General features: G+C 60.5%; 18 protein-coding genes. 6 read left to right on the plus strand and 12 right to left on the minus strand.

Translation table 11 applies throughout. The annotated features are described in order from the left end of the window. Positions 1 to 7: 7 nt before the first annotated feature. Together GY725_01470 and GY725_01475 are read right to left on the minus strand one after the other, a co-directional pair. Positions 8 to 253, minus strand: a complete 246-nt coding sequence (locus GY725_01470) for a hypothetical protein (protein ID MCP4002841.1) — start codon at positions 251 to 253, stop codon at positions 8 to 10. Positions 254 to 435: 182 nt separating this feature from the next. Then, positions 436 to 1,041, minus strand: coding sequence for a bifunctional nuclease family protein (locus GY725_01475; GenBank protein ID MCP4002842.1), 606 nt, complete (start codon positions 1,039 to 1,041; stop codon positions 436 to 438). Positions 1,042 to 1,120: 79 nt separating this feature from the next. On the opposite strand from GY725_01475, the gene GY725_01480 reads away from it, so the two are divergent. Both GY725_01480 and GY725_01485 read left to right on the plus strand, forming a co-directional pair. After that, positions 1,121 to 1,993, plus strand: coding sequence for a hypothetical protein (locus GY725_01480; protein MCP4002843.1), 873 nt, complete (start codon positions 1,121 to 1,123; stop codon positions 1,991 to 1,993). Further along, positions 1,990 to 2,430, plus strand: coding sequence for a hypothetical protein (locus GY725_01485; protein ID MCP4002844.1), 441 nt, complete (start codon positions 1,990 to 1,992; stop codon positions 2,428 to 2,430). The genes GY725_01480 and GY725_01485 overlap by 4 nt, the downstream gene beginning before the upstream one ends. Here GY725_01485 and GY725_01490 read toward each other — a convergent pair. The 4 genes from GY725_01490 to GY725_01505 are packed head-to-tail and all read right to left on the minus strand — an operon-like array spanning position 2,416 to position 7,011. After that, on the minus strand, positions 2,416 to 3,078 hold the full coding sequence (locus GY725_01490) for an HAD family hydrolase (GenBank protein MCP4002845.1): 663 nt from the start codon (positions 3,076 to 3,078) through the stop codon (positions 2,416 to 2,418). The two genes, GY725_01485 and GY725_01490, sit on opposite strands and share 15 nt — an antisense overlap. Next, positions 3,075 to 4,412 carry a quinolinate synthase NadA gene (locus tag GY725_01495; protein MCP4002846.1) on the minus strand — a complete coding sequence of 446 codons (1,338 nt, stop codon included), beginning with the start codon at positions 4,410 to 4,412 and terminating at the stop codon, positions 3,075 to 3,077. The genes GY725_01490 and GY725_01495 overlap by 4 nt, the downstream gene beginning before the upstream one ends. A 59-nt stretch (positions 4,413 to 4,471) precedes the next feature. Further along, a complete protein-coding gene (locus tag GY725_01500; protein ID MCP4002847.1) occupies positions 4,472 to 6,316 on the minus strand; it encodes a hypothetical protein in 1,845 nt (614 codons plus the stop codon). Beyond that, the gene (locus GY725_01505; GenBank protein ID MCP4002848.1) at positions 6,313 to 7,011 is read right to left on the minus strand and encodes a hypothetical protein; all 699 of its coding nucleotides are present in this window, start codon (positions 7,009 to 7,011) and stop codon (positions 6,313 to 6,315) included. Before GY725_01505 ends, GY725_01500 begins: the two co-directional genes overlap by 4 nt. 697 nt (positions 7,012 to 7,708) lie before the next feature. On the opposite strand from GY725_01505, the gene GY725_01510 reads away from it, so the two are divergent. Then, the gene (locus GY725_01510; protein ID MCP4002849.1) at positions 7,709 to 9,793 is read left to right on the plus strand and encodes an elongation factor G; all 2,085 of its coding nucleotides are present in this window, start codon (positions 7,709 to 7,711) and stop codon (positions 9,791 to 9,793) included. Between the two features lie 51 nt (positions 9,794 to 9,844). Here the strand turns inward: GY725_01510 and GY725_01515 are convergent, their stop codons facing one another. Continuing rightward, positions 9,845 to 12,085, minus strand: a complete 2,241-nt coding sequence (locus tag GY725_01515; protein ID MCP4002850.1) for a LamG domain-containing protein — start codon at positions 12,083 to 12,085, stop codon at positions 9,845 to 9,847. A 183-nt stretch (positions 12,086 to 12,268) separates the two neighbouring features. After that, a complete protein-coding gene (locus GY725_01520) occupies positions 12,269 to 13,411 on the minus strand; it encodes an epoxide hydrolase 1 (protein ID MCP4002851.1) in 1,143 nt (380 codons plus the stop codon). Positions 13,412 to 13,580: 169 nt separating this feature from the next. On the opposite strand from GY725_01520, the gene GY725_01525 reads away from it, so the two are divergent. Both GY725_01525 and GY725_01530 read left to right on the plus strand, forming a co-directional pair. Further along, entirely contained in the window at positions 13,581 to 14,837 is a 1,257-nt protein-coding gene (locus GY725_01525) for a cytochrome P450 (GenBank protein MCP4002852.1), read from the plus strand. 69 nt (positions 14,838 to 14,906) lie between these two features. Further along, positions 14,907 to 16,043 (plus strand): beta-lactamase family protein, encoded by a 1,137-nt coding sequence (locus GY725_01530; protein ID MCP4002853.1) that lies wholly within the window; start codon positions 14,907 to 14,909, stop codon positions 16,041 to 16,043. Between the two features lie 30 nt (positions 16,044 to 16,073). Here the strand turns inward: GY725_01530 and GY725_01535 are convergent, their stop codons facing one another. After that, positions 16,074 to 16,967 (minus strand): LLM class flavin-dependent oxidoreductase, encoded by an 894-nt coding sequence (locus tag GY725_01535; protein ID MCP4002854.1) that lies wholly within the window; start codon positions 16,965 to 16,967, stop codon positions 16,074 to 16,076. A gap of 171 nt (positions 16,968 to 17,138) precedes the next feature. On the opposite strand from GY725_01535, the gene GY725_01540 reads away from it, so the two are divergent. Then, positions 17,139 to 18,839 carry an acyl--CoA ligase gene (locus tag GY725_01540; GenBank protein ID MCP4002855.1) on the plus strand — a complete coding sequence of 567 codons (1,701 nt, stop codon included), beginning with the start codon at positions 17,139 to 17,141 and terminating at the stop codon, positions 18,837 to 18,839. Positions 18,840 to 18,862: 23 nt separating this feature from the next. On the opposite strand, the gene GY725_01545 is transcribed toward GY725_01540, so the two are convergent. From GY725_01545 to GY725_01555, 3 genes are read right to left on the minus strand one after another with little or no spacing between them, the layout of a single operon-like run. Further along, entirely contained in the window at positions 18,863 to 19,489 is a 627-nt protein-coding gene (locus GY725_01545; protein MCP4002856.1) for a hypothetical protein, read from the minus strand. A 50-nt stretch (positions 19,490 to 19,539) separates the two neighbouring features. Beyond that, entirely contained in the window at positions 19,540 to 20,499 is a 960-nt protein-coding gene (locus tag GY725_01550) for a homocysteine S-methyltransferase family protein (protein MCP4002857.1), read from the minus strand. After that, positions 20,496 to 21,422, minus strand: coding sequence for a carbon-nitrogen hydrolase family protein (locus GY725_01555; protein MCP4002858.1), 927 nt, complete (start codon positions 21,420 to 21,422; stop codon positions 20,496 to 20,498). The genes GY725_01550 and GY725_01555 overlap by 4 nt, the downstream gene beginning before the upstream one ends. Positions 21,423 to 21,666: the final 244 nt, after the last annotated feature.

The raw sequence follows: 21,666 nt of genomic DNA on the forward strand, positions 1-21,666 counted from the left end.
ATCCGGGCTAATCGATTCGTTCTTCGAGAACGCGGATGATGTAGCCGATGATGAGCAGATTGGGCAGGCGTTTGCGCAGAAGGTGGCCATCGGCGTCTTGACGGTCGCAGACTTCCGCAAACTCGTCAGCGTACGAAGAGAAGAACTCAAGCAGTTCCATGCTCACGTTCTTTGCGAGCATTGTGTTGATATCCGCGATGTCGAGGTCTTCCCACATCTCGGTGAACTCGATCGCGATCTCTCGGCCGTTCATCCCTCTTCCCTCCGCATCCCGGGGGAATTGAATCAAATGATTCGTTCTTCCAGGAGCGAGTTGATAATGCCAGCGTCGACGGCCTGTCGTCAACGGCAATTCATGTGCGGATTCGGGCAGATACGCAAGCTGCACACGTGCAGCACTCGCTTCGCACAGGCAGACACTGCGCAAGAACGCGATTATGCAGTCGGCTGTGACTGTGTTTTTTCGAAACGGCGGATCGGAGTTTTCGCAGGCGGCCCGGCAGAGCGCCAGTGCACATCGATCGCATCTTCATCGTCGGGAATGGGATCGTCCGCACGCAAGAGTTCTTCACTCGCGTAGATCGGCGTGCCTGCCCGGATCGCGACGGCGATCGCATCACTGGGTCGGGAGTCCACCTCGATCTGCTGTCCGTCGACCGTGATCTCGATAGTTGCGTAGTAGGTGCTACCTCTGAGCTCCGTAACCAACACGCGCGAGAGTTGTCCGTCGAGTCCATCGAGCAGGCTTGCGATCAGATCGTGAGTGTTCGGACGAGGTATCGGAATTCCCTCTGTCGCGAGCGCAATCGATAGCGCTTCGGCTTCCCCGATCCATATGGGGAGTTCTCGCTGCAGGCCCCCGCGTTCCCGTAGACGCAGAATGGGGTTGCCAGTCGTGGGGTCGAGATCCACGCCCACGACGTCGACGCGTCTCGACTGAGGAGGATCGTCGTCGATCAGAACGGTGCAGGAGCAGAGTGCCAGAACGAGTACAGGCAACAAAGCGGCAAGAATGGGCTGCCGGGGGCTGCGGGGCGACATCGGAACCTCCAGCTCACCCCCGACGAGTCTTCACCCGCAGGCAGAAGTATATCACGGGGTGCAGTCGTGACGAAGGTAGGTGTACAGTGCCGCCATGACGTTGACCGGCCCAGTGACTGCTCTCGTGATGGGAGCGATCAGCGCGGACATCGAACCCGGTGGCCCGACTGTCCCGGGTGGTGTGGTGCACCATGCCGGTATCGCACTCGCGCGCCTGGGTGTTCAGACTCGCGTGGTCACCAGCGCGCGACCTGAAGATGCCGATGAGTTGCTCGGACCTTTGCGCGCTGAGGGCGTCGAGATACGGCTCCAACCCAGCCGCTTCACCACCGTGTACGAGAATGACTACAGCGGAAGTCGCGATGCCCATGAGTTGCGGGCAATATCCGACCCGGTTCGGATCGAAGAAATTCCAGAGGAATGGCGATCGGCGGACCTGATCCACCTGGGTCCGCTGCATCGCGGCGATCTCCCACAGGGCGTGGCCTGTGCGCTGGAAGGACTCGTGGGAATGGATCTTCAGGGTCTGGTTCGCGAACGGACCCCCGCAGGTACACGGCTCAGTGCTTTCAACCGCTTGGCAGAGTTTCTCGAAGGCGTGCCGATCGCCAAGGTCAGCGAAGAGGAACTGCCATTCGTGCTCGACGGTGAGCCTGTCGATGCCTTTCTGAAGCGGTACGATATCTCCGAACTGCTCGTGACGCGCGGAGCACGAGGGGCTTCGGTCATTACCCCGCAGAAGAACATTGCCGTGCCCGCGGTGCGTGCGGAACAGCGCCACCCCGTTGGTGCGGGCGATGTATTTCTGTCCGCGTATCTGTGCGCTCGGATTCGCGGCCTCGCGCCAGTTCTCGCAGCCCGTCTCGCATCGCATGTGAGTGCCAAGAAGGTCGAAGCGGGCGAGGTTCCCAAAGGACTCGAGATTTCGTTCGACCCCGGAGACTACTCGTGAGCTTGCGCGGATGGGTCCTGGTCTGCGCACTCGCGTGTGCCGCGTGCCTGCCCTCGGGATTCGGAATCACGATCACCGAACCACCCGAGCCTCCGCCCGAGCCGCCGGTCCCGGAGCGCTTCACAGGCGAAGTCGCTCCAGCACTCGTCGCCTCACCAGTTGCGGGTTTCAAGGCGGCCCCCTCGTTGAACCCACGCGTCTACTTCGGTGGAAAAGACGAGCAATGGTATCGCTACGCCTACAATCGCTGGTACACCGCGTTCGCATGGAATGGAAACTGGTTTCCGCTGGCGCTCGAAGAAGTTCCAGACCCGTTGGGAGCGATCACGTCCGAGATGCGCAAGCAGAGCGCCGTCGAGAATCAGGGCATCGAGAAGACTCGCGAACAGAAGCTGAAGGAACTCGACGAGAAGCTGCGTGCGTTAGAAAAGCAATAAGCACTCTAGCTCTTCTACCGTCTCCACGTGATGCTCTGGACGCGCGCGTTCGAGTTCCGCCCGGCTGCCGTAGCCCCACCCTACCGAGATCGCCGCGATGTCGTTGCCCCGCGCCCCGGCCAGGTCGTGCTCGCGATCCCCGATCATCACGCATGCATCGACCGGGCACTCCCCGACGTGTCGCAGAGCTTCAAACACGACTTCTGGCTTGTGGACCCGGCGACCATCGAGAAAACTACCCACGCACTCGTAGAAGTGCCGGTCCAGATCGAAATGCTCCAGGATTTTCCGTGCATAGACGGTAGGCTTCGATGTAGCCAGGATCAGACGGCGCTCGGCTTTGACCAGGCCCTCGAGCAACTCGGCAATCCCGGGATAGACGTGGTTCTCGAAGATACCCGTCTCTGCGAAGTACTCACGATAGTCCTCGACAGCGCGTTTCGCCTCTCGCTCGTCGAGTCCTGCGTTCTCGTGAAACGAAGCTTCCAGTGGCGGACCGATCCAGGACTCGAGTTCTAGTGTGTTCGGAACCTGCAGTCCGCGTTTTCCAAGCGCGTACTGAATCGAGCGTGTGATACCGACTTTCGGATCGGTGAGCGTTCCGTCCAGATCGAAGAGGATCGCCCGATAGCTCGAACCGGGATTCAACCGGCGGACTCGGTGATCTCGATCATGCGTTCGAGTGCTGTCCTCGCGGCGCTTGCAATCTCCGCCTGACCTTCGGCATCGAGTCGTTCCCGCCAGCCCGTCACCTCGTCGATGACGTCACCGGGTAGGACCCGGTTCAGATCGGGTGCCTTGCCCTGACGAAGCAGGTCGAGCAACGCCACTAGATGTGGTGGGTCGTTTCGAGACATGGTCGCGCAACCGCAAGCGCCTTCTTCTCCGTTGGACACGTCGCTCAGGGACACGACCTGCACATCGCGAAGCGCAGCTTGCTCCGCAACGTTGCGCACGAAATGAGCCTCCGTGCCGACGGCGATACGGCTACCCGGTTCGGCTTCCATCACGCGGTTCCACAGATAGGCGGTCGATCCGAACCCGTCGGCTGCGTCGACGACCTCTTGGGGACTTTCGGGATGCACCTCGACCGTATAGCCGCGCTCGTGCCAATACTGGACTTGCGAAGGCGTGAACACGGTGTGTACACCGCAGAACGAACCCCAGAGAATCAACCGGGCGCGATCGAGTTCGGGAAGCCGCTCTTCGGGAATGTTTCCGCCTTCGTGTCCGCCTTCGAGCAACGCGATTGTTGCGGGATCGATTCCGACCTGTGCGGCGACGTTACGCCCGAGGTGCTGATCCGGAACGAACAGGATGCGACGTCCGCGCTCCAGTGCCCAACGCATGATCGCAGCGGCATTTGAACTGGTGCACACGGCTCCGCCGGTGCGACCCGCCATCGCCTTGACGCGACCCGAAGTGTTCATGTACGCGATCACCATGACGTCATCGCCGTAGCGCTCGACGAGCTTTGCGAGCGCCGGTGCGATCATGAATTCCTTGGCCATCATCTCCATTGTGCAGCCGGATTTCGGATTCGTGATCCAAACCTGTTGATCGGGGGCCGCCAGAAGCGAGATCGCTTCCGCCATGAAGTGCACCGCCGACTCGACGAAAATCTTCTTCTCGGGATGTAGCACCGTCTGGCGCGCTAGCTGATACGAGTCCGAGATCTGTCCGCCGTAGCGCTCGACCAGCTTCACGATCTCACCACCCATGTAGTAGTGAGCGAGCAACGCGATCTCAGAACCGAAGTGATCGAGTGCCGGATGAACATAAGCATCCATCCAGGGCAGCACCGTTTCGGGCTTGCGATCCGGGAGCGCCAGGTACTCTTCCGCGTACGGCTTGAACTCCTCCTGGTACCAGTCGAGCGGAAGATCCGTCTGACAGATCGGGATACCGGGCTGGAGGATCAGGCCGCTGGAGCGGACGGAACGATCCACGAAATGCGCGCTGTGGGGGGTCGGGTGCCGCATGGGCGGTAAACTAGACCAATCCGCGGCCATCGTCATTCCTCACGCCAGACCCAAAGGCGTCAAGGGGTGATTGCGGGGGAGCAAAGCTGCTGGACGCCGGGCGCCAGTCCGTTCGATCCGACTGTGCGTTCAATGACTGCCTTCTGCAGGAGATCGCAACTCGAAGAGGCCGAGTGCACCACGCACTTCGCGAGTCCCGTCGGGTTGATCACAGCTGAAGGAAAGATCAGGTCGATTGCGATGTTGTAGGCGTCGAGGGAATCGACCCGACCGTCGTTGTTTACATCCCCACACTGGCACGCATCCCCAATGCCGTCCGGCGTCGAGGCATTGGGATCGATCAGACTGCCAACACCTCCGTTGTCGGACTGGTCGTTCGAAAACAGAATGCAGTTGTCGGCACCGTCCAGGAAGGTGTCATTGTCGGAGTCCGGGTCGAGAATATTGATCAGTAGATCGGAATCGCCATCGGAACCCGGCAGGAGCTCGGCGCCATCGTCGAGACCATCGGCGTCGCTGTCTGCAAGGTTGGGATTCGATCCGTAGGTATTCACCTCGGTTGCGTCATCGAGCCCATCGTCGTCGCTATCCGAGTCGAGCGGATCGCTGTTATGCGTCAGGACTTCTGCACCATCATCGAGCCCATCGTCGTCACTATCGGCATCGAGTGGATCGGTACCCTCGGTCAGATACTCTTCTCCATCACTGAGACCGTCGTCATCGCTATCGGAATCTCCCGGGTCGGTGCCGAGAGTCCCGTATTCGAACACGTCGGTAAGCAGATCGGAGTCGCTATCGAGAAGCGGATTCTCCGTGCAATCCGTGCGTAGGACGAACGGATCCGGGCCTCCCGGGCCGCGCCCCACGCGCAAGAGTTCGGTCTGGCCGTAGACCACCGGAATCGACACACACGCTCCATTTGAACGGCAGTCGGAGATCGTGGCGCAACTGTCGACGCACATCGTCTCGTTGGTGGTTTCGCCGGTGCACTCATCGTGCACCGAAACGACGGTATCGAACCCCGAGTCGCAGAGATTGACTTCTACGGTCCCGGAACAGGGCGGCAGATAGGAGTACCAGATATCGGTGCTCGTGGTGCCACAGGTCGCGCTCCCGTCGGTCGATGCGCGTTCGTTGGTCTGCAAAACATCCACATCGGCAATAACCGAAGCATTGGCACAGAGATCGTTTGCGGGAGTCGGAGAGCAGAGGCCGTAGGAGTGACAGATACCTGCCACCGAATCTTCGACGCAGGCCGCTCCGTTTGCCACGGGCGGGTCACCGACGGTTCCGGTGAGGCAACCGCAATTCCCACCGATGCTTCCCTGGGCGCGTAGCGCGTTGCACTCACTGACGTCCAGACAGCCGTGATTCGAACCGGCCGTAGCCGACATCATCGGAGTGCAGGTTCCACTCTCGCGATGCGAGAGCCCGCCGTTGTGACCGCGCTCGTGCGCAAATACCAAGCCCAGCACAGTCGGATTTGCATCCAGAGCCACCGCCATACGCGAACCTGGATTCTGTGCGCAGCCTGCGATTCCCGCAACCACACTTCCGCACCAGTTGATCGACATGACGATCGCTCTGATACTGCCTAACGCAGCCCAATCGGTGGCATTGTCAATAACGTCGAGCCCGTCGCCGGTTGTTCCGAAGGTAACCAGCGAGATGGCTTCCAGGCTCGTGCAACAGGGATCATCTTCGACTCCCATATCCTGAGATCGCACGGTCAGACGCTGGGCTTCTTCCAGATAGAGCTGCAGTTCGAGCATGTCGACCTGGGAAGCCACGTCCACATGTATGGAGTACACCTGGGAATCCACATGTCTGTCGGTGTTGTCGGCCGTGGCCATGCCCGCGAAAGCCAAGACCAGCGCGATCCCGACGAAACAGGCGAGCTTCATTTTCGGGGCATTCCGCGTCCAACGCGCTGAAAAACGCTGTCCGGACCTTCGCGATCGATGCGTTCTGCGAGCGCTTCGGCTTCGAGCAGATTCTGCTCGCGTGGCGAGTTCCGCTTCGTGGCGTTTCGCTTTGTCTTGCTCCGGTGGGCTCGCACCAGATCGGCACGTCCGGCGAGTCCGAGTCCGGTGATGCAGGACGTCTGAATCTGATCGCGCAGACGGCTGCCAGACAGGTGCTTGTATTGCCATGTAGGCAGTTCAGAATCGGCGAGTGCCGCCTCGAGCCTTGCCAGCGCGCGCGGCTCCACGCGCGCCAGATGGCCCATGGCGAAGGGCAGCGCATTGAGGGCCCGATAGGTATCCCGATCCACCTCGCGCGAATGGGTGCGATTTGCGAAAACACCCAGTGCTTCAAATGCGTCCCGGTGACCGCTCATGCCCAGTGCGGTAATCGCGTTCGCATGCCACTGTAGTTCGCCGGGGTCGGCCAGGATCTCGGCCAGGCGCGCGATCCCGGCGTCCGAGAGAGCGCGAGCCTGATCGTAGGGCAGGCCCTCGATCCAGGTCTGCTTCACCAGGTACTCAGCCGCCGCGATCTCTTCCGGCGGACCCGCCTGGAGATCTGGAGAAAGAGCGAGGGCCAGCAGCAGGACGAGCGTACAGCTCACCAGATGAGCAATGCGGTGTTTGACCATCATCCCATACTAACCGGCGGACCCCGGATTCGTTGCACTTATGCAGGAAACAGAGAGCGATAGGCAGATTCCGGGTCCGTCGTTCCCTGGACCGGAAGTGGGATGACTCGAAGTCACAAACTGTGATTCCGGCTCACAAGTCACAAGAATGCACAATCGACACCCGGGTGGGTCGGAGTCGGCAAAAAATGATGCAACTAAGCGTATTGCAAGGATTTTTATGCAGACTTCAGGAGTGCCAATACGGACCGGTCGGAGACCTTCTGGCGGTTTCGGAATTGCTCGCCGAAATATTGCCTGCAACTTGCCGACGCCCGTGTTAGTGTCCCCGGCGACTGCGCCCTGGAGTGATGGTTTGGGGGCGGATTCAGTGAGCGCGGGAACTTCTGCGAGCGTCTGGAACTGTCCTTTCTAGAGCCATTTCGAAAGAACTCCAAAGTGACTCGTAGGAAAGTTGGACACCCGACCGGCAACCCGCCGGCAAATCGGCCGGTCGGACTTACTTCTTTTAGGTAGAGGGCGCATCAGACGACGAAGAGAGACGCAATCCGCCACGCCCACCGGGGGCACGGATATTGCGAACAGTGCCGACGCCTGCAGCCCTGAAGCCAAACCGCGAAGGGGATGTGTACCGGAGACGGCTGACGCTGCTCTCAGATGGCTGAGCTGAAAACGAGTTCTCGAAAAGGAAACGAAGATGTCCACCGAACTGAGCCAAGTCCGCAACATCGGGATCAGTGCCCATATTGACTCGGGCAAGACCACCCTGACCGAGAGAATCCTGTACTACACCGGCCGGATTCACACCGTGCACGAGGTGCGCGGCAAGGACGATGTGGGCGCGACGATGGACTCGATGGATCTCGAGAAGGAGCGTGGCATCACGATCCAGTCCGCGGCCACCTACGCTCAGTGGGGAGACTACCGCATCAACATCATCGACACGCCGGGCCACGTGGACTTCACGATCGAAGTCGAGCGAGCTCTGCGAGTGCTGGATGGCGCGATCCTGGTCCTGTGCGGCGTATCCGGCGTGCAGTCCCAGTCGATGACCGTCGATCGGCAGATGCGTCGCTACGACGTTCCGCGCATCGCGTTCATCAACAAGCTCGATCGAGCGGGAGCCAATCCGGAACGCGTGACCTCCCAGTTGCGCGACAAGCTCAAGCACAACGCAGTGCTCATGCAGTTGCCGCTCGGTCTCGAAGCAGATCACGAGGGCGTGATCGACCTGGTCACGATGAAGGCCGTCTACTTCCGTGGTGATCTCGGCGATGAGGTGGTTTCTGAGCCAATCCCCGAGAGCATGCTGGCCGAAGCTGAAGCCGCTCGCGAGACGATGCTGGACGCGGTCTCGATGTTCTCCGAGGAACTCATGGAAGGCATCCTCGAAGACAACCTCAACGAGGAAATGATTCACAATGCGATCCGCGCGGGCGTGCTCTCGCTGGATCTGACTCCCGTGTTTCTGGGGTCGGCCTATAAGAACAAGGGTGTGCAGTTGCTGCTGGATGCCACCTCGCGCTACCTGCCCTCCCCGCTCGATATCGAGAATCGCGGTCTGGACCTCGACGACGATGAAAAGGAATTCGTGGTCGAGACCGATCCGGAACAGCCGTTGGTTGCGCTTGCATTCAAGCTCGACGACGGACGCTACGGTCAGCTGACCTATGTGCGGATCTACCGAGGCACGTTGCGCAAGGGCGAGATGATCACCAACACCCGCACGGGAAAGAGAACGCGCGTCGGACGATTGATTCGCATGCACTCGGACAAGACCGAGGACATCGAAGTCGCGATGGCTGGCGACATCGTCGCGCTATTCGGCATCGACTGCGCGTCGGGAGATACCTTCACCAGCGGTGAACGTGTGGCCGTAACCTCTATGCACGTTCCGGATCCGGTGATCTCTCTCTCGATCAAGCCTATCGACCAGAAGGCCCAGGACAATATGGGGAAGGCCCTCGGACGTTTCGTGCGCGAGGATCCGACTTTCACCACTTTTGTCGATGAAGAAAGCGCCGAGACAGTCGTCCAGGGGATGGGAGAACTTCACCTCGAGGTCTACATCGAACGCATGAAGCGCGAGTACGGGTGCGAGGTCGAGACCGGTCAGCCGCGCGTCGCCTATCGCGAGTGCATTGCGCGGAAGGCGGAGTTCAACTTCATCCACAAGAAGCAGAGCGGTGGATCTGGCCAGTACGCCCGTGTTGCAGGCTATCTGGAGCCGATTGAAGACGGCACCGAGTTCGAGTTCATCGACAAGATCAAGGGTGGCTCCATTCCGACCGAGTTCATCAGCTCGTGCGAGAAGGGCTTCAAGGCGGCCGTCAAGAAGGGCACACTGATCGGTGCGCCGGTCAACGGCGTGCGCGCCCTGATCAACGACGGCCAGGCGCATACGGTCGACTCTTCGGACGTCGCCTTCCAGTTGGCGGCGCGTGGCGCATTCCGCGAGACCTACCCGAAGGCCAAGCCGACGGTGCTCGAGCCGATCATGACGCTGTCGATCGAGGGCCCGGTGGAGTTCCAGGGCGCCTACATCAAGACGATCATGCAGCGCCGCGGTCAGGTTGCCGGAACGGTCGAGGAAGACGGTTTCTGCACTGTCGACGCTGAGATCCCACTGGCCGAGACATTCGGCTACGCGACGGATCTGCGTTCCGCGAGTCAGGGCAAGGCCGAGTTCACACTCGAGTTCTCGCGCTACGCGCCAGTCCCGGCCGAAGTCCAGAAGGACCTGGTCGAGAAGTACCGCGCCAGCCGCGAAGCCAAGAAGTAGACCCGAGTTTTCGAATCCGTTCGCCTTAGCGTTCGCACGAGAGTGCGAACGCTAAGGCGTCGGAGGTCCGTTCGCGAACAACTCCGCGACCTCGCCCGCACTCAGTGCGATCTTGAAGACCGCAATATCGTCCAGAAGACCATCCATTGCATCTTTTGGAGTGTTGAAGCGTGCGCCGATCCGGAAGTCCTCTGGATTCTGATGGTCGACGACATCGGGAGCCATCACGCTCACCGGTGCAGCGGCATCCACTCCGTCGATGAAGATGCGTGCGGTCGCGGTCGTTTCGTCGTAGGTTCCGACGGCATGCGTCCAGGTGGCGACGCTCATGAGTCCCGTCGTACTGACCGCGAGCACCCCACCACCGACCGTGTTGACCTGGAAGCGCAACTGACCGCCTGAAAGAAGCTCGAGCAGGTACGAGGCTCCGCCCGTCTGCTCCTTCGCGATCAGACCGCGAGCAGCGCCGAGCGTATCGGCACGAACCCACGCAGAGACCGAAACCCCGGTAGGGCGAAGAGAAGTCGAGTCGGCCACATCGACGCGGGCGCTGCCTGAGAAGTCCATCGCTCCAGCGATCTTCCCATTGGAGCCGCTTCCGTAAACTGCGCCGGTATTCGTTCCGGTATTGAACCACGGACCGGAGTCGGCAAGCGGTCCGCTTGTTTCGTCCAGGGTCCAATGCGCCGCCAAGCTCGTATAGGTTGCAGCACTACAGACCGGCGCCAGAGGGGGGCCGGAACCGAGCAATGCGCGGATAAGGACCGCGACGTCGAGAATATTGCACGGGCTGGCCTGCGCGATCACCGAGCACTTCTCTTCGGCCGCGGGAGACAGCGGTGTGCCGACCGGATCTGCGAGATGGGCTCGGAGTGAAGCGACATCGGTCGTCGCCACGATTCCTTCGTCAGTCAGATCGCCGCACTGGCAAGCGTCACCGATTCCATCGGGAAGGCTTGGCGAACCGACACCACCACTGTCCGCAAACGGCGCGTTCGATCGGAAGCGGCAGTTGTCGTTGGGATCATCCGCGCCATCTCCATCAAAGTCGCCGACGCCTTCATAGGCTCCGATGTCGCAGACAGCCAAGCCGCTGGAGTTTCCATCGACAGGGCGCGCAGATCCGCGCTGATCCGCGGCCGCGCAGGAATTCGGATCCGCCCCGTCGATTGCTGGACTCGAAGCCAGGAGCGCATGCGTATCGGTCGGACCCCCGTTGTTTGAAAGCAGATCCAGACCAGCCACTGCAGCGACGCGATCTCCGCTGGCCGTCAGTCCGCAACTCGTATCGTCTGCGAGATTGAAGCCTTGCGTATCCAGCGCTGCGTTACACAGCGCTGACGCCGAGCCTGTGCCGTTTGCGATAACCGAGTTCTTGATATTCAAGGTTCCGGTGTTGGCAATCGTCGTAGCAGAACCGTCGCCAGAGTTGTCACTCAATGTAACGTGAGTGAGCGTTGCGATGCCTCCAGTGTTTCGGATCCCACCACCGTCACCCCCGGTCAATGAGATGGTCGACTCCTGTGCATCGTTCCCGCTAATCGTACAGTCCGTCGCGGTGAGCAATCCGGTCGACGTATTGTCGATCCCCGCACCCCCAAACCTGGATTCGACGATGTTGTTGCTGATCGTCGACCCCGTCAGGCTGGCGGTGCCGAGATTCGCGAGACCACCTCCCGGCGCCCCGAAGTCGCCGAATATCTGCTCACCGATATTCGCGTCCACCGCGCTGTCGATCAGGAACAGGTTTCCATCGTTGTAGATACCCGCCCCCGGAAGGCCACCGGTGTGGTTCGCACTGAGGAGGCATTCGCGAATCGTCAGCGTTCCGCGATTTCGCAGACCTCCGCCACCCAGCGATCCGAGCTTGCTCAAGCGGCCGTTTCGCAGCGTCAGCCCCAGGATTTCTGCGTTGACTCCAGTGTGCGCTTCGAGGACGCGATCATCCGCATTTCCGTCCAGGATCGTCAGGCCCACTCCCGCGCCATTGATCGTCACATCTTCGGTCAGATCCAGATCACCTGTGGCTCCCAGGTTCTCTCCGACACCATGAAGCGAAAGAACAAAAGTCCCTGAAGGAATCTCGATCGTGTCGCTACCCGCGAGCGCGTTCGCCTCCTGGGTTGCCGCGCGCAGAGTGCATTCGGCGGCGGCAGTCGCACAGAAACCATCGCCGTGCACGAGATCGACGGCATCCGTGGTGCTGTCGACGTTGAATACCGCGCCCGAAGCCCGAAGTGGTTGGGCGAGCATCGGAACCAGCAACGCAACCAGTACGCAAGCCCTTCCCATCCGAGTAGCTCTCGGGATTCCCTTTTGCGCGACAAACATCGACCCGTTCCTTCGGAGACGCGCACCCTGAGGCGAAACAACTGCCGGACAGTTGCACGCCACGACGCTCCGCGGCCATTCTAAAGGATGGGAAGCCGATCTCGAAGCGAAATCAGAGCCGGCAAAACGACCCGTGCTGGCCGTCTAGCGGAGGCTGCGAAAGCATGTCCTCACTTCGTCGACGTAGGTCGCAGGCTGCTCGAAGGCTGCGAAGTGCCCCCCCTTGTCGAGTTCGTTCCAGTGCAGGAGCTTGCCGAAATGTTTCGTAGCCCAGCGCTCGGAAGTGCGGAAGATTTCCTTTGGAAAGATGCTGCAGCCGACAGGCACGGCGACCTTGCCAATCGGCGGCGTATTGAAGCTCTCCCAGTAGAGGCGCGCCGAAGAACCGCCGGCATTGGTCAACCAGTACATCATCACATTATCGAGTAGCTCATCGCGGGTCAGTACGTTTTCGGGATGTCCATCGCAATCCATCCATGACCAGTACTTTTCGATGATCCAGGCAGCCTGGCCGGAAGGGGAATCCGCAAGTCCGTAGCTGAGCGTCTGGGGGCGCGTACTCTGCTGTTTCGAATAGCCCGAATCCAGATCCTGATAGTGTTTCATTCCGGCGAGTGCCGATTTTTCGCTTTCACTCAGTTCGGTCATGGTTTCGGGGTCTGGCGGTACGATCGGCATGTTCAAGTGAATTCCGGCGCAGTGATCAGGATCGCGCATGCCGATGCAGGTGGTGATCATCGCACCCCAGTCTCCACCTTGTGCGACATAACGCGGATACCCGAGCCGCAACATGAGCTTTCCCCAGGCATCTGCGATTCGCTCGACTCCCCATCCGGTACCCGTCGGCCTCCCCGAGAACCCATAACCCGGAATCGACGGACAAACGACGTGAAGGGCATCGGCAGCAGAACCTCCGTGCGCGGTCGGGTCGGTCAGGGGTGCAATCACCTTCTGAAACTCGACGATCGACCCCGGCCAGCCGTGTGTGATCACCAGGGGCAGAGCGTTTTCGTGCTTCGAACGAACGTGGATATAGTGGATCTCGCAAGTGTCGATCTCGGTCTTGAACTGCGGGAATTCGTTCAGGTGAGATTCTCTGGCACGCCAGTCGTACTTCTCGGCCCAGTACTCACAGACTTCCCGGACGTATCCGAGCGGAATGCCCTGCGACCAGTCATCGACAGTTTCGGAGTCCGGAAAGCGCGTCGCTCGCAGACGTCGCTTCAGGTCATCAATCTCCACATCCGGTATCTGGATCTGAAACGGGGTCTGAGCGTCGTTGGCCATTTCGGGTCTCCTCCTCGGTTCGAGGCAACTTCTCATAGATCGAGCGGTCTTGGCCAGCGGCCGATCGAACCCTCCCGAGGGCCGCTCTCTGGCAGAATGGTCCGAGCGAGAAAGACACCGGAGCTTCCCGAGGGATTGGTTTGCTGCTTTGGGGAGGATGGAGGAGAGCATGACCGACACGAGCGCGATCGAGGACGGCTACGAACTCATTCATCCCGCTGCCTACGCGAAGCAGGGACCGCCTCACGATGTGTGGACGCGACTGCGGCGCGAAGCACCGCTGGCGCGTTGCGAGTCTGCGGACTACGAGCCGTTCTGGGCCGTGACGCTCCACGATGACATCCGGGAAATTTCCGGAAAACCGGATCTCTTCAAGAGCGAACCGGGAATCGTGATGTTGCCCCGCGATCAGGTACGCAATAACTCCGAAGGCCTCGGTGCCATGCGCACGATCATCGAGATGGATCCTCCGGAGCATCGCGAATACCGCAAGGTCGCCAGTCCGTGGTTCACGCCACGATCGCTCAAACGACTGGAACCGGCCATCGAGGAGAGTGCAAGGGCGCTCATCGACAGGCTTGCGGGTGAGACGGGCGAAGGTGAATGCGATTTCGCCACCGACGTGGCCGCAGCGCATCCGCTGCGCATCCTGTCGATGATTCTCGGATTGTCCCAGGACCAAGAACCCGCGATCCTGCGACTGACGAATCAGCTCTTCGCCCCAGACGACGAGGAATTGCAGCGCAAGGGGATGGACCGCGACGAAGCGGTCAAAGAGGTCGGTCTCGAGCTGTATCAGATGTTCGCAAGCGTCATCGAAGATCGGAAAGCGAATCCGAGTGACGACCTCGCGAGCGTGCTTGCCAACGGGAAAGTGAATTCGGAACCGATGGGTCTGATGGAAACCTTCGGCTACTTCTTGATCGCGTTCACAGCCGGACACGACACGACCAAGAATTCACTCGCCGGTGGTCTTCTCGCGTTGCTCGAAAACCCCGACCAACTCCAGTTGTTGAAAAACAATCCCTCTCTGGTCGGTTCTGCGGTCGAGGAAGTCGTTCGCTGGAGCACACCAGTCAACTACATGAAACGCACCGCCGCGCGGGACACCGCACTACGCGGCCAGAAGATCCGCGAGGGGGACGAACTCCTCCTGCAGTATGCATCGGCGAATCGGGACGAGAGTATGTTCGAGGCACCCTTCGAGTTCCGCGTGGATCGCGATCCGAACCCGCATCTGGGATTCGGCATCGGCGAACACTTTTGCCTCGGTGCACATCTCGCGAGACGCTCACAGGGAGCGCTGCTCAGAGAATTCTCGCGTCGGATCGAATCGGTGGAATTGATCGGCGAGCCCGAGTGGATTCGCTCCAGCTTCGTCGTTGGGTTGAAGCATATACCGGTCCGTTACCGTTTCTCGGTCTGATACACCCGTCGCAGAACTTCGGGCATAATCGGGCCAACCGAAAACGAAACTGAAATTGGGGTGATCTCCATGGATGTAAAGGGATTTTGCAGATCGGACTTCGAACCGGTGCGCGAAGCTTTCAGCGCGAATTTCGACAATGGCCTCGAACTGGGCGCAAGTGTCGCGGTAACGAAGGACGGCGAACCGGTCGTAGACCTCTGGGCCGGTGACGCAGCACCCGATGGCTCCCCCTGGCAAGAAGACACGATCGTCAACGTGTATTCCACCACCAAGACCATGGCATCCACTTGCGTGCTGGTCTTGGCCGATCGCGGACAGATCGATCTCGATGCACCGGTCGCCGATTACTGGCCCGAGTTTGCCGCCAATGGGAAAGAAGGCGTACGGGTCAAGCACGTCATGAGTCATAGCGCGGGCGTTTCGGGTTTCGACCCGGCGGTCAAGGATGCGAGCGAACTCTACGACTGGGACGAAATCTGCACGAGGCTCGCGGCCCAGACTCCGTGGTGGGAACCGGGAACGGCTTCGGGCTATCACGCGGTGACGCAGGGATATCTTCAGGGCGAGATCGTGCGTCGCGTGTCGGGCAAGAGCATCGGCACCTTCTTCCGCGAAGAGATCGCCGAACCGCTGGGTGCCGATTTCCACATCGGACTCGACCCGAAGCACGATTCGCGCGTCGGCGAACTGGTCCCGCCTGCGAATTCCCTGGCGTCTGCCGCGAACACTGATCCAAACTCGATCGGTACGCGCACCATGACTAGCTGCAACATCACCGGTGAAGAGCCTCGCACGAGTGAGTGGCGACGCGCCGAAATTCCAGCTGCGGGCGGCATCGGCAATGCCCGCTCGGTAGCGCGGGTTCACTCGGCACTGGCGTGTGGCGGTAGCGTGGACGGCGTGAAGATCCTGTCGGAAGCCGGAGTTGCGCGAGCCCTCGAAGAACAGACCAACGGTCCCGACAAAGTGCTTCAGGTACCGATTCGCTTTGGCATGGGCTTCGGGCTGAACAGTCCGATCATGCCCATCAGTCCGAATGAGCGTTCCTTCTTCTGGGGCGGTTGGGGTGGGTCGCTGGCGATCGTCGACCTGGATGCCCGCGTGTCCATCGCGTACGTCATGAACCGGATGGAAGCCGATCTACTTGGTGATCGCCGAGGCGGCATCGTCGCGCTTTCGGTGTACCAGGCGCTGGGAGGATAGGCAGAAGAGCCGAGGGCGGGTCCCGATCCATCAACGCTTGGCCACTTCGAGCAAGAGCCTGCGCACCTCGGCAATCGCCTCGATACCGACCTCACTGGACTCGGCGATGGGCAACACATTGAAGTCGCTACACCCGGCCTCTACGTAGGGAGCCAGGAAGTCAGCGATCTCACTCGGTGTACCGCAGGGACTGTATTTCGCGAAAGGTTCGAACGGGATCTGGTACATGCGTTGCATCTCTCCGGCCAGCCGCTCTCGTGCGCGCCCGCGATCCTCATCGATACCGGTCCAGACCTGCAATCCGTGCTGCCACGTGGTGCGCGTCCGTCCCACGCGTTCGGCCTCGGCGTCGACCTCGGTGACGGCCTCGCGAAAACGACGCGCCGAACACCAGGCCGCCAGCCAGCCGTCGCCGTATCGGCCCGCTCTTTTCAACGCCGCACTCGAGCGCCCACCGATCACGATAGGAACCGCTGGATCCGGTGCTGGCAGGATCAGTGCGTCTTCGAACTCGAAGAACTCGCAGCGATGCGAGATTGCTCCGCCTGAGAGCAATCCTCTCAAAGCGATCAGGCATTCATCCGTACGCCGACCTCGCGTTCGCGGGTCTACACCGGTGATCTCGATCTCGTGTCGATCTTCGCCGCCGATCCCCACGCCGAACAGAAGTCGACCCGGCGCCGATTCGCATAGCGTGGCGATCTGGCGGGCTACGGGTACCGGGTGGCGCAAAGCCAGGAGGTACACGCCCAGATGCACGGAGAGCCTGGGTTCGATCGCCGCGATCGTCGCCGCCTGAATCAGTCCGTCCATGCCGAACCCGGTGTGGAAGCTGATGTGATCAGCGACGAATACGTGATCGAGGCCGGACTCCGCGGTCTGAGACAGGAGGGCGCGTCGTCGCTCGTGCGATGCGTTCAACATCTCGGAGTCCGCGAGCGTCCCAACGCGCAAACGATCCATCTCGACTCCCCGGCCGCGCTCCTCGCGTGGCCTGTCCGTGCGAGCATATCCCGTCGGGGCCGGAAACGCCGATCCCGAAGTGACACACAGTTGAGCCATAATGCCGCCCTACTCTGTTTTCGAGGAGATTCGATGGGTCCCGCACTGAAGAAGACTTGGGAAACCTTGACCGCCCCCGGCGCGCCCTTTGCGTGGTCGGTACAGGATATTCGCGGCATTCCGACACGCACCTACGATGCGGCGCCTGCATCGTTACTGGCCGTTTGGGAAGGCTCGAAAGCCCATGCGGATCGCGACTACATCGTCTTCGGCGATGAGCGTGTCACCTACGGTGAAGCCCACGAGATCGTCGATTCCTTGTCCGCATTTCTGGCCTCCAAAGGCGTCGGCCACGGCGACCGCGTCGCCATCGCCATTCGCAATTATCCCGAGTGGATCCTGTCGTATTGGAGCATCGTCAAGCTGGGCGCGGCCGTCGTCGGCATGAACGCCTGGTGGACGGGACCCGAGATGGAATACGGCCTGACCGATTCGACTCCGAAATTCCTGATTTGCGATGAGCAGCGCCTCGAAACGATTCAGCCCCACCTCGACGCGGTGCGCGCCAATTCAGCGCTCGATATCGTCTGCGTGCGCGCCACGAAACCACTTCCCGACGGAGTCATTCCGTGGCAAGAAGCCATATCGAGCGATGCAAATGGCATCGCAAATGCGGAAATCCAACCCGAGGACGATGTCTGTATCTTCTACACCTCGGGCACGACCGGCTTCCCTAAGGGGGCCGCCATGACCCATCGCGGCGTGGTCAGCAATCTTCTGAACATGGCCTTCTGGAACACACTACAGACGGTTGCACAGCCGAATCCCAAGCGCGCGAATGATCCATCCCCGCAAGAGGACAAGCAGGCCACGACCTTGCTCGCGGTCCCGCTATTTCACGTCACCGGCTGCAATTGCTGCGTCCATCCGGTGACGGCCAGCGGCGGTCGGCTGATTCTGATGTACAAGTGGAATGCCAAAGAGGCGCTGCATATCATCGAGCGCGAGAGCGTCGACGCGTTTACCGGCGTGCCGATGATGTCGCGCGAACTGGTAGAGCATCCGGACTTCGACGCCCACGATACTTCAAGCCTGGCATCTCTGGGCGGCGGTGGTGCCGCAGTTCAACCCGACCTGGTCGAGAAGATCGAAAAGGGTTTGGAGAAGGGACGGCCGGGCACGGGCTATGGACTGACCGAGACCTGCGGCGTGATTTCAGTGAACTCGGGCGACTTCTTCATCGACAAACCCAAGACTGTGGGGCCGGCCCTACCGGTCATCGAGGCAAAGATCGTGAACGAGAACTTCGACACGCTACCCAGTGGGGAAGTCGGAGAACTCGTGGTGCGCGCGCCAAACAATGTGCGCGGATATCTGAACAAGCCCGACGCGACGGCCGAATCCTTTCCACAGGGCTGGTTTCGCACCGGCGATCTCGCAACCCTCGACGAGGAGGGCTTCATCTCGATCGTCGACCGCGCCAAGGACATGGTGTTACGTGGCGGGGAAAACATCTACTGCGTCGAGGTAGAGGCCGCTCTGTTCGCTCACCCCGCCGTAAAGGAATGTGCGGTGTTCGCCGTACCCGATCAGAAGTTCGGCGAGATCGTCGGCGTGGCGGTGGTCTGCAAGCCGGGCGAGAACCTCGAGGCCGAGACCTTGCAGGATTTCGCGCGTGAACGCATCGCGGGATTCAAGATCCCCGAGCGCATCTGGTTCATGGACGAGGACTTGCCGCGCAACCCGAATGGGAAATTCCTGAAGCGCGAACTGAAGGCCCGTCTGCTCGACTGAAATCGAGCGACTCGAGTCGCCTCCTACGCCTCTTTCGCATAGAGATCGGGCAGGAATCCAGACAGGTAGGTCATCTCCTCGTGGCAGTGCTTGATGAGACCCTCTCCGCTTCGATCGGGAAAAATCTGGATGCGGGCATCGGAATCGGGCGCGAGCGCCGGCGGATCGAAATCGCCCAGCCAGAAGCGGCTGCGCAGCTCGCATCCGTAGTCCGTATCGCGGCTCAGGTGGATCAGATGCCCGGCCCAGACGTCGCCGTCGAGAAGCCCGACCCGCGCACATACGGCCGCTGAAACTCCCGCCTTTGCAAAACGCGAAGTGTCCAGATACTCGGCCGGATCGCGGAAATGGATCCTCAGCTTCTGGAGTTCGCCACCGACGTACTCGTGGACGCGATGCGTGCCCCCGACATAGCGTCCCGTTCCGCGCTCTCCGTCCCATTCACACCAGACATGATCCTTGGGATGCCACCGCTTGTACTGCTCGGTCGTTTCCAGGTAGCCAAACCACCATTCGAACATCTTGCCCGTACATCCCGGCATCGTCGTCCATGCTGCGACGTGGAGCTGTCCGTCGGACAGACGCCGGTAGCCGGTCTCGAGATCGAGGTATCCCGGTTCGAGAAGACTGTTTGCATCCTTCATCTCCATTGAGTTCTCCTTGCGGTCGAAATCCCCGAACTGATGACAGATCCCGATAGTCAGGTCGCGGTGCGGAAGATCGGCAGGCACGCCGTAGCAATCTGCTCGACGTGTCGGTGATCGGTCCCACAACAGCCCCCCAACACACTCAGGTTTCGCAGTCGGTTCTTGAGTTCTGCGTGCTCGCGACCGAATTCGACGGGATTGCCCGCATCGAGTTCGGGTGCTTCGTCGAGTTCGGCGTGACTCATGCGCGAGGCATTGGCCCTCAAGCCGCGGATACGGTCGAGCCAGTCCTCTCCGCCGCCAAGCGATTTCTCGAAATGGCTGGGATGCGCACAGTTGATCATGTAGTAGGCCGGATAGCCCGAGCAGTCCGCATCGACCTGTTCGATCGCGGAGCCGAGAGATTGGCCCGTTGGAAGATTGCCATCGGTCTCGACCGTAAAGGAAACTGCGACGGGCATTCCACTCTGACGAGCTGCGTTGGCGATACCCACGGCCTCTTCTGTGTAGTTCATGGTAACGGCGCAAACCATGTCCGCTTCCGTGCGAGCGAAGCTCGCAATCTGTTCAGCGTGGTAGACCTGCGCATCTTTGGCGGACATGGCCCGATCGGCCACGTATCCATCTCCGCGCGGACCGATGCAACCGCTGATGACGGCTGGAGTCTGATCGGTCGCGTACTCGTCGCGAACTCCTTCGAGCAACTCGACCGCAGCGCGGATCGCTTCATCCAATTCGCCCACCGAGTAGCCGAGCAGGCTTGCCCAGTCCGGATTAGACCGCCAGGTCGGGCTTTCGAGGATCAGGCCCGTGCCGAAACGCTTGGCCAGTTCTGCGTAGGTGCAGAAGTACTTGCGGAGAGTCGCCTTCCCCTCTCGAGTCTTCAAGAGATCGAATGCTGCGAAGTGCGGGAGTTCCAGACCGTCGTGGAAGATCAGTGTAGTTTCCAGACCTCCATCGGCCAGAAAGAGATCGTCGCCCAGTTGAGGCAGGCCATTCCGGTAGCGACTCATTGTGCATCCTTGATGATTCGGCGAGACGGTTCGGTGTTGATATTGAGTTTCAGCACGTCAGGGCGCGAATAGTGACCGCCAATATCACAGAGTGACTTCGCGCCGAGAACCCAGGAAATCTTCGCTTCAGCAGTCACGATCGTTTCTTCCGTCTTGGTCGAACTCGCGATGATGTTTCCCCCGGGAGCAATGATGCTGCATCCGGCGTCTTCGTCCGGTTTGGGAAAAATCTCGCGATAGCGATCGGGAATGTCCTGCTCGCGGAGTAGACCCCCAACCGAGATCACGTAGCACGAACCCTGAGCCGCAAAAGCTCTCGCAAGTACGTCATCGCTCCCACTCGGCCAGACGGCGACGTGCACCTGGGTCCCCTGCGCGATGAGTGCGTAGCCCGGAAGCATCATTCGGTGTTCCCAGCAGTTCAATCCGCTGATCCGCGCGTACGACCTCTGGTAGACCGACAGACTGGACCCGTCGCCTTCGCTCCAAACTCGCCGCTCAAAGTCCGTCGGCTTCAGCTTGCGGTGGCGCCCGAGAAGAACTCCTTCCCGGCCGATGAACAAAAGCGTGCAATAGACCGAAGCTCGGGAAATCGGATCGAGTTCGACGACGCCAATCGTCACGTCGATACCCGCTTCCCTGGCCGCCTCGCACAACTGATCGGTCTCGGGACCGGGAACCTCGATCGCATTGAAGATGTACTCGGCACGAGCCTTCATCTGGAGTGAGTTCGCGAAGCCTTCGGTGCGGATCCACCAGGGGTAACCACTGAGCCAGGTCTCCCCAAAAGAAGCGAGCGTCGCTCCGGCGCGTCCGGCGTCCGAGATCAGCCCGCAGGCCTTCTCCGTGGAAGCCTGCTTGTCGAAGTAGATCGGTGCGGCGACGATTGCGGCAAGGACGAAAGTCTCGGTCGTTTCAGTCACTCTATCTCCCTTCGAACTCTGACGGTGAAATTCGCTCCCCGCTCGGCAGGCGGATTGAAATGCACGTCGGAGGCTACCAGACCCGGGAATGGGTTTCCGAAGTCTGCTAGGGAATCTCTGCACAGGGAGGATTCGAGCGAGAAGCGGGAGTCGCCGCCTGAGCAAGAAGCGTGATCCGATCGCAGATCCGTAGATCTGCAGAGGGTCGCGCGACGCAGCGCAGGCGGATGCATCGCGCTTCGCA

The sequence above is a fragment of the bacterium genome (assembly GCA_024226335.1).
Lineage (GTDB): Bacteria > Myxococcota_A > UBA9160 > SZUA-336 > SZUA-336 > JAAELY01.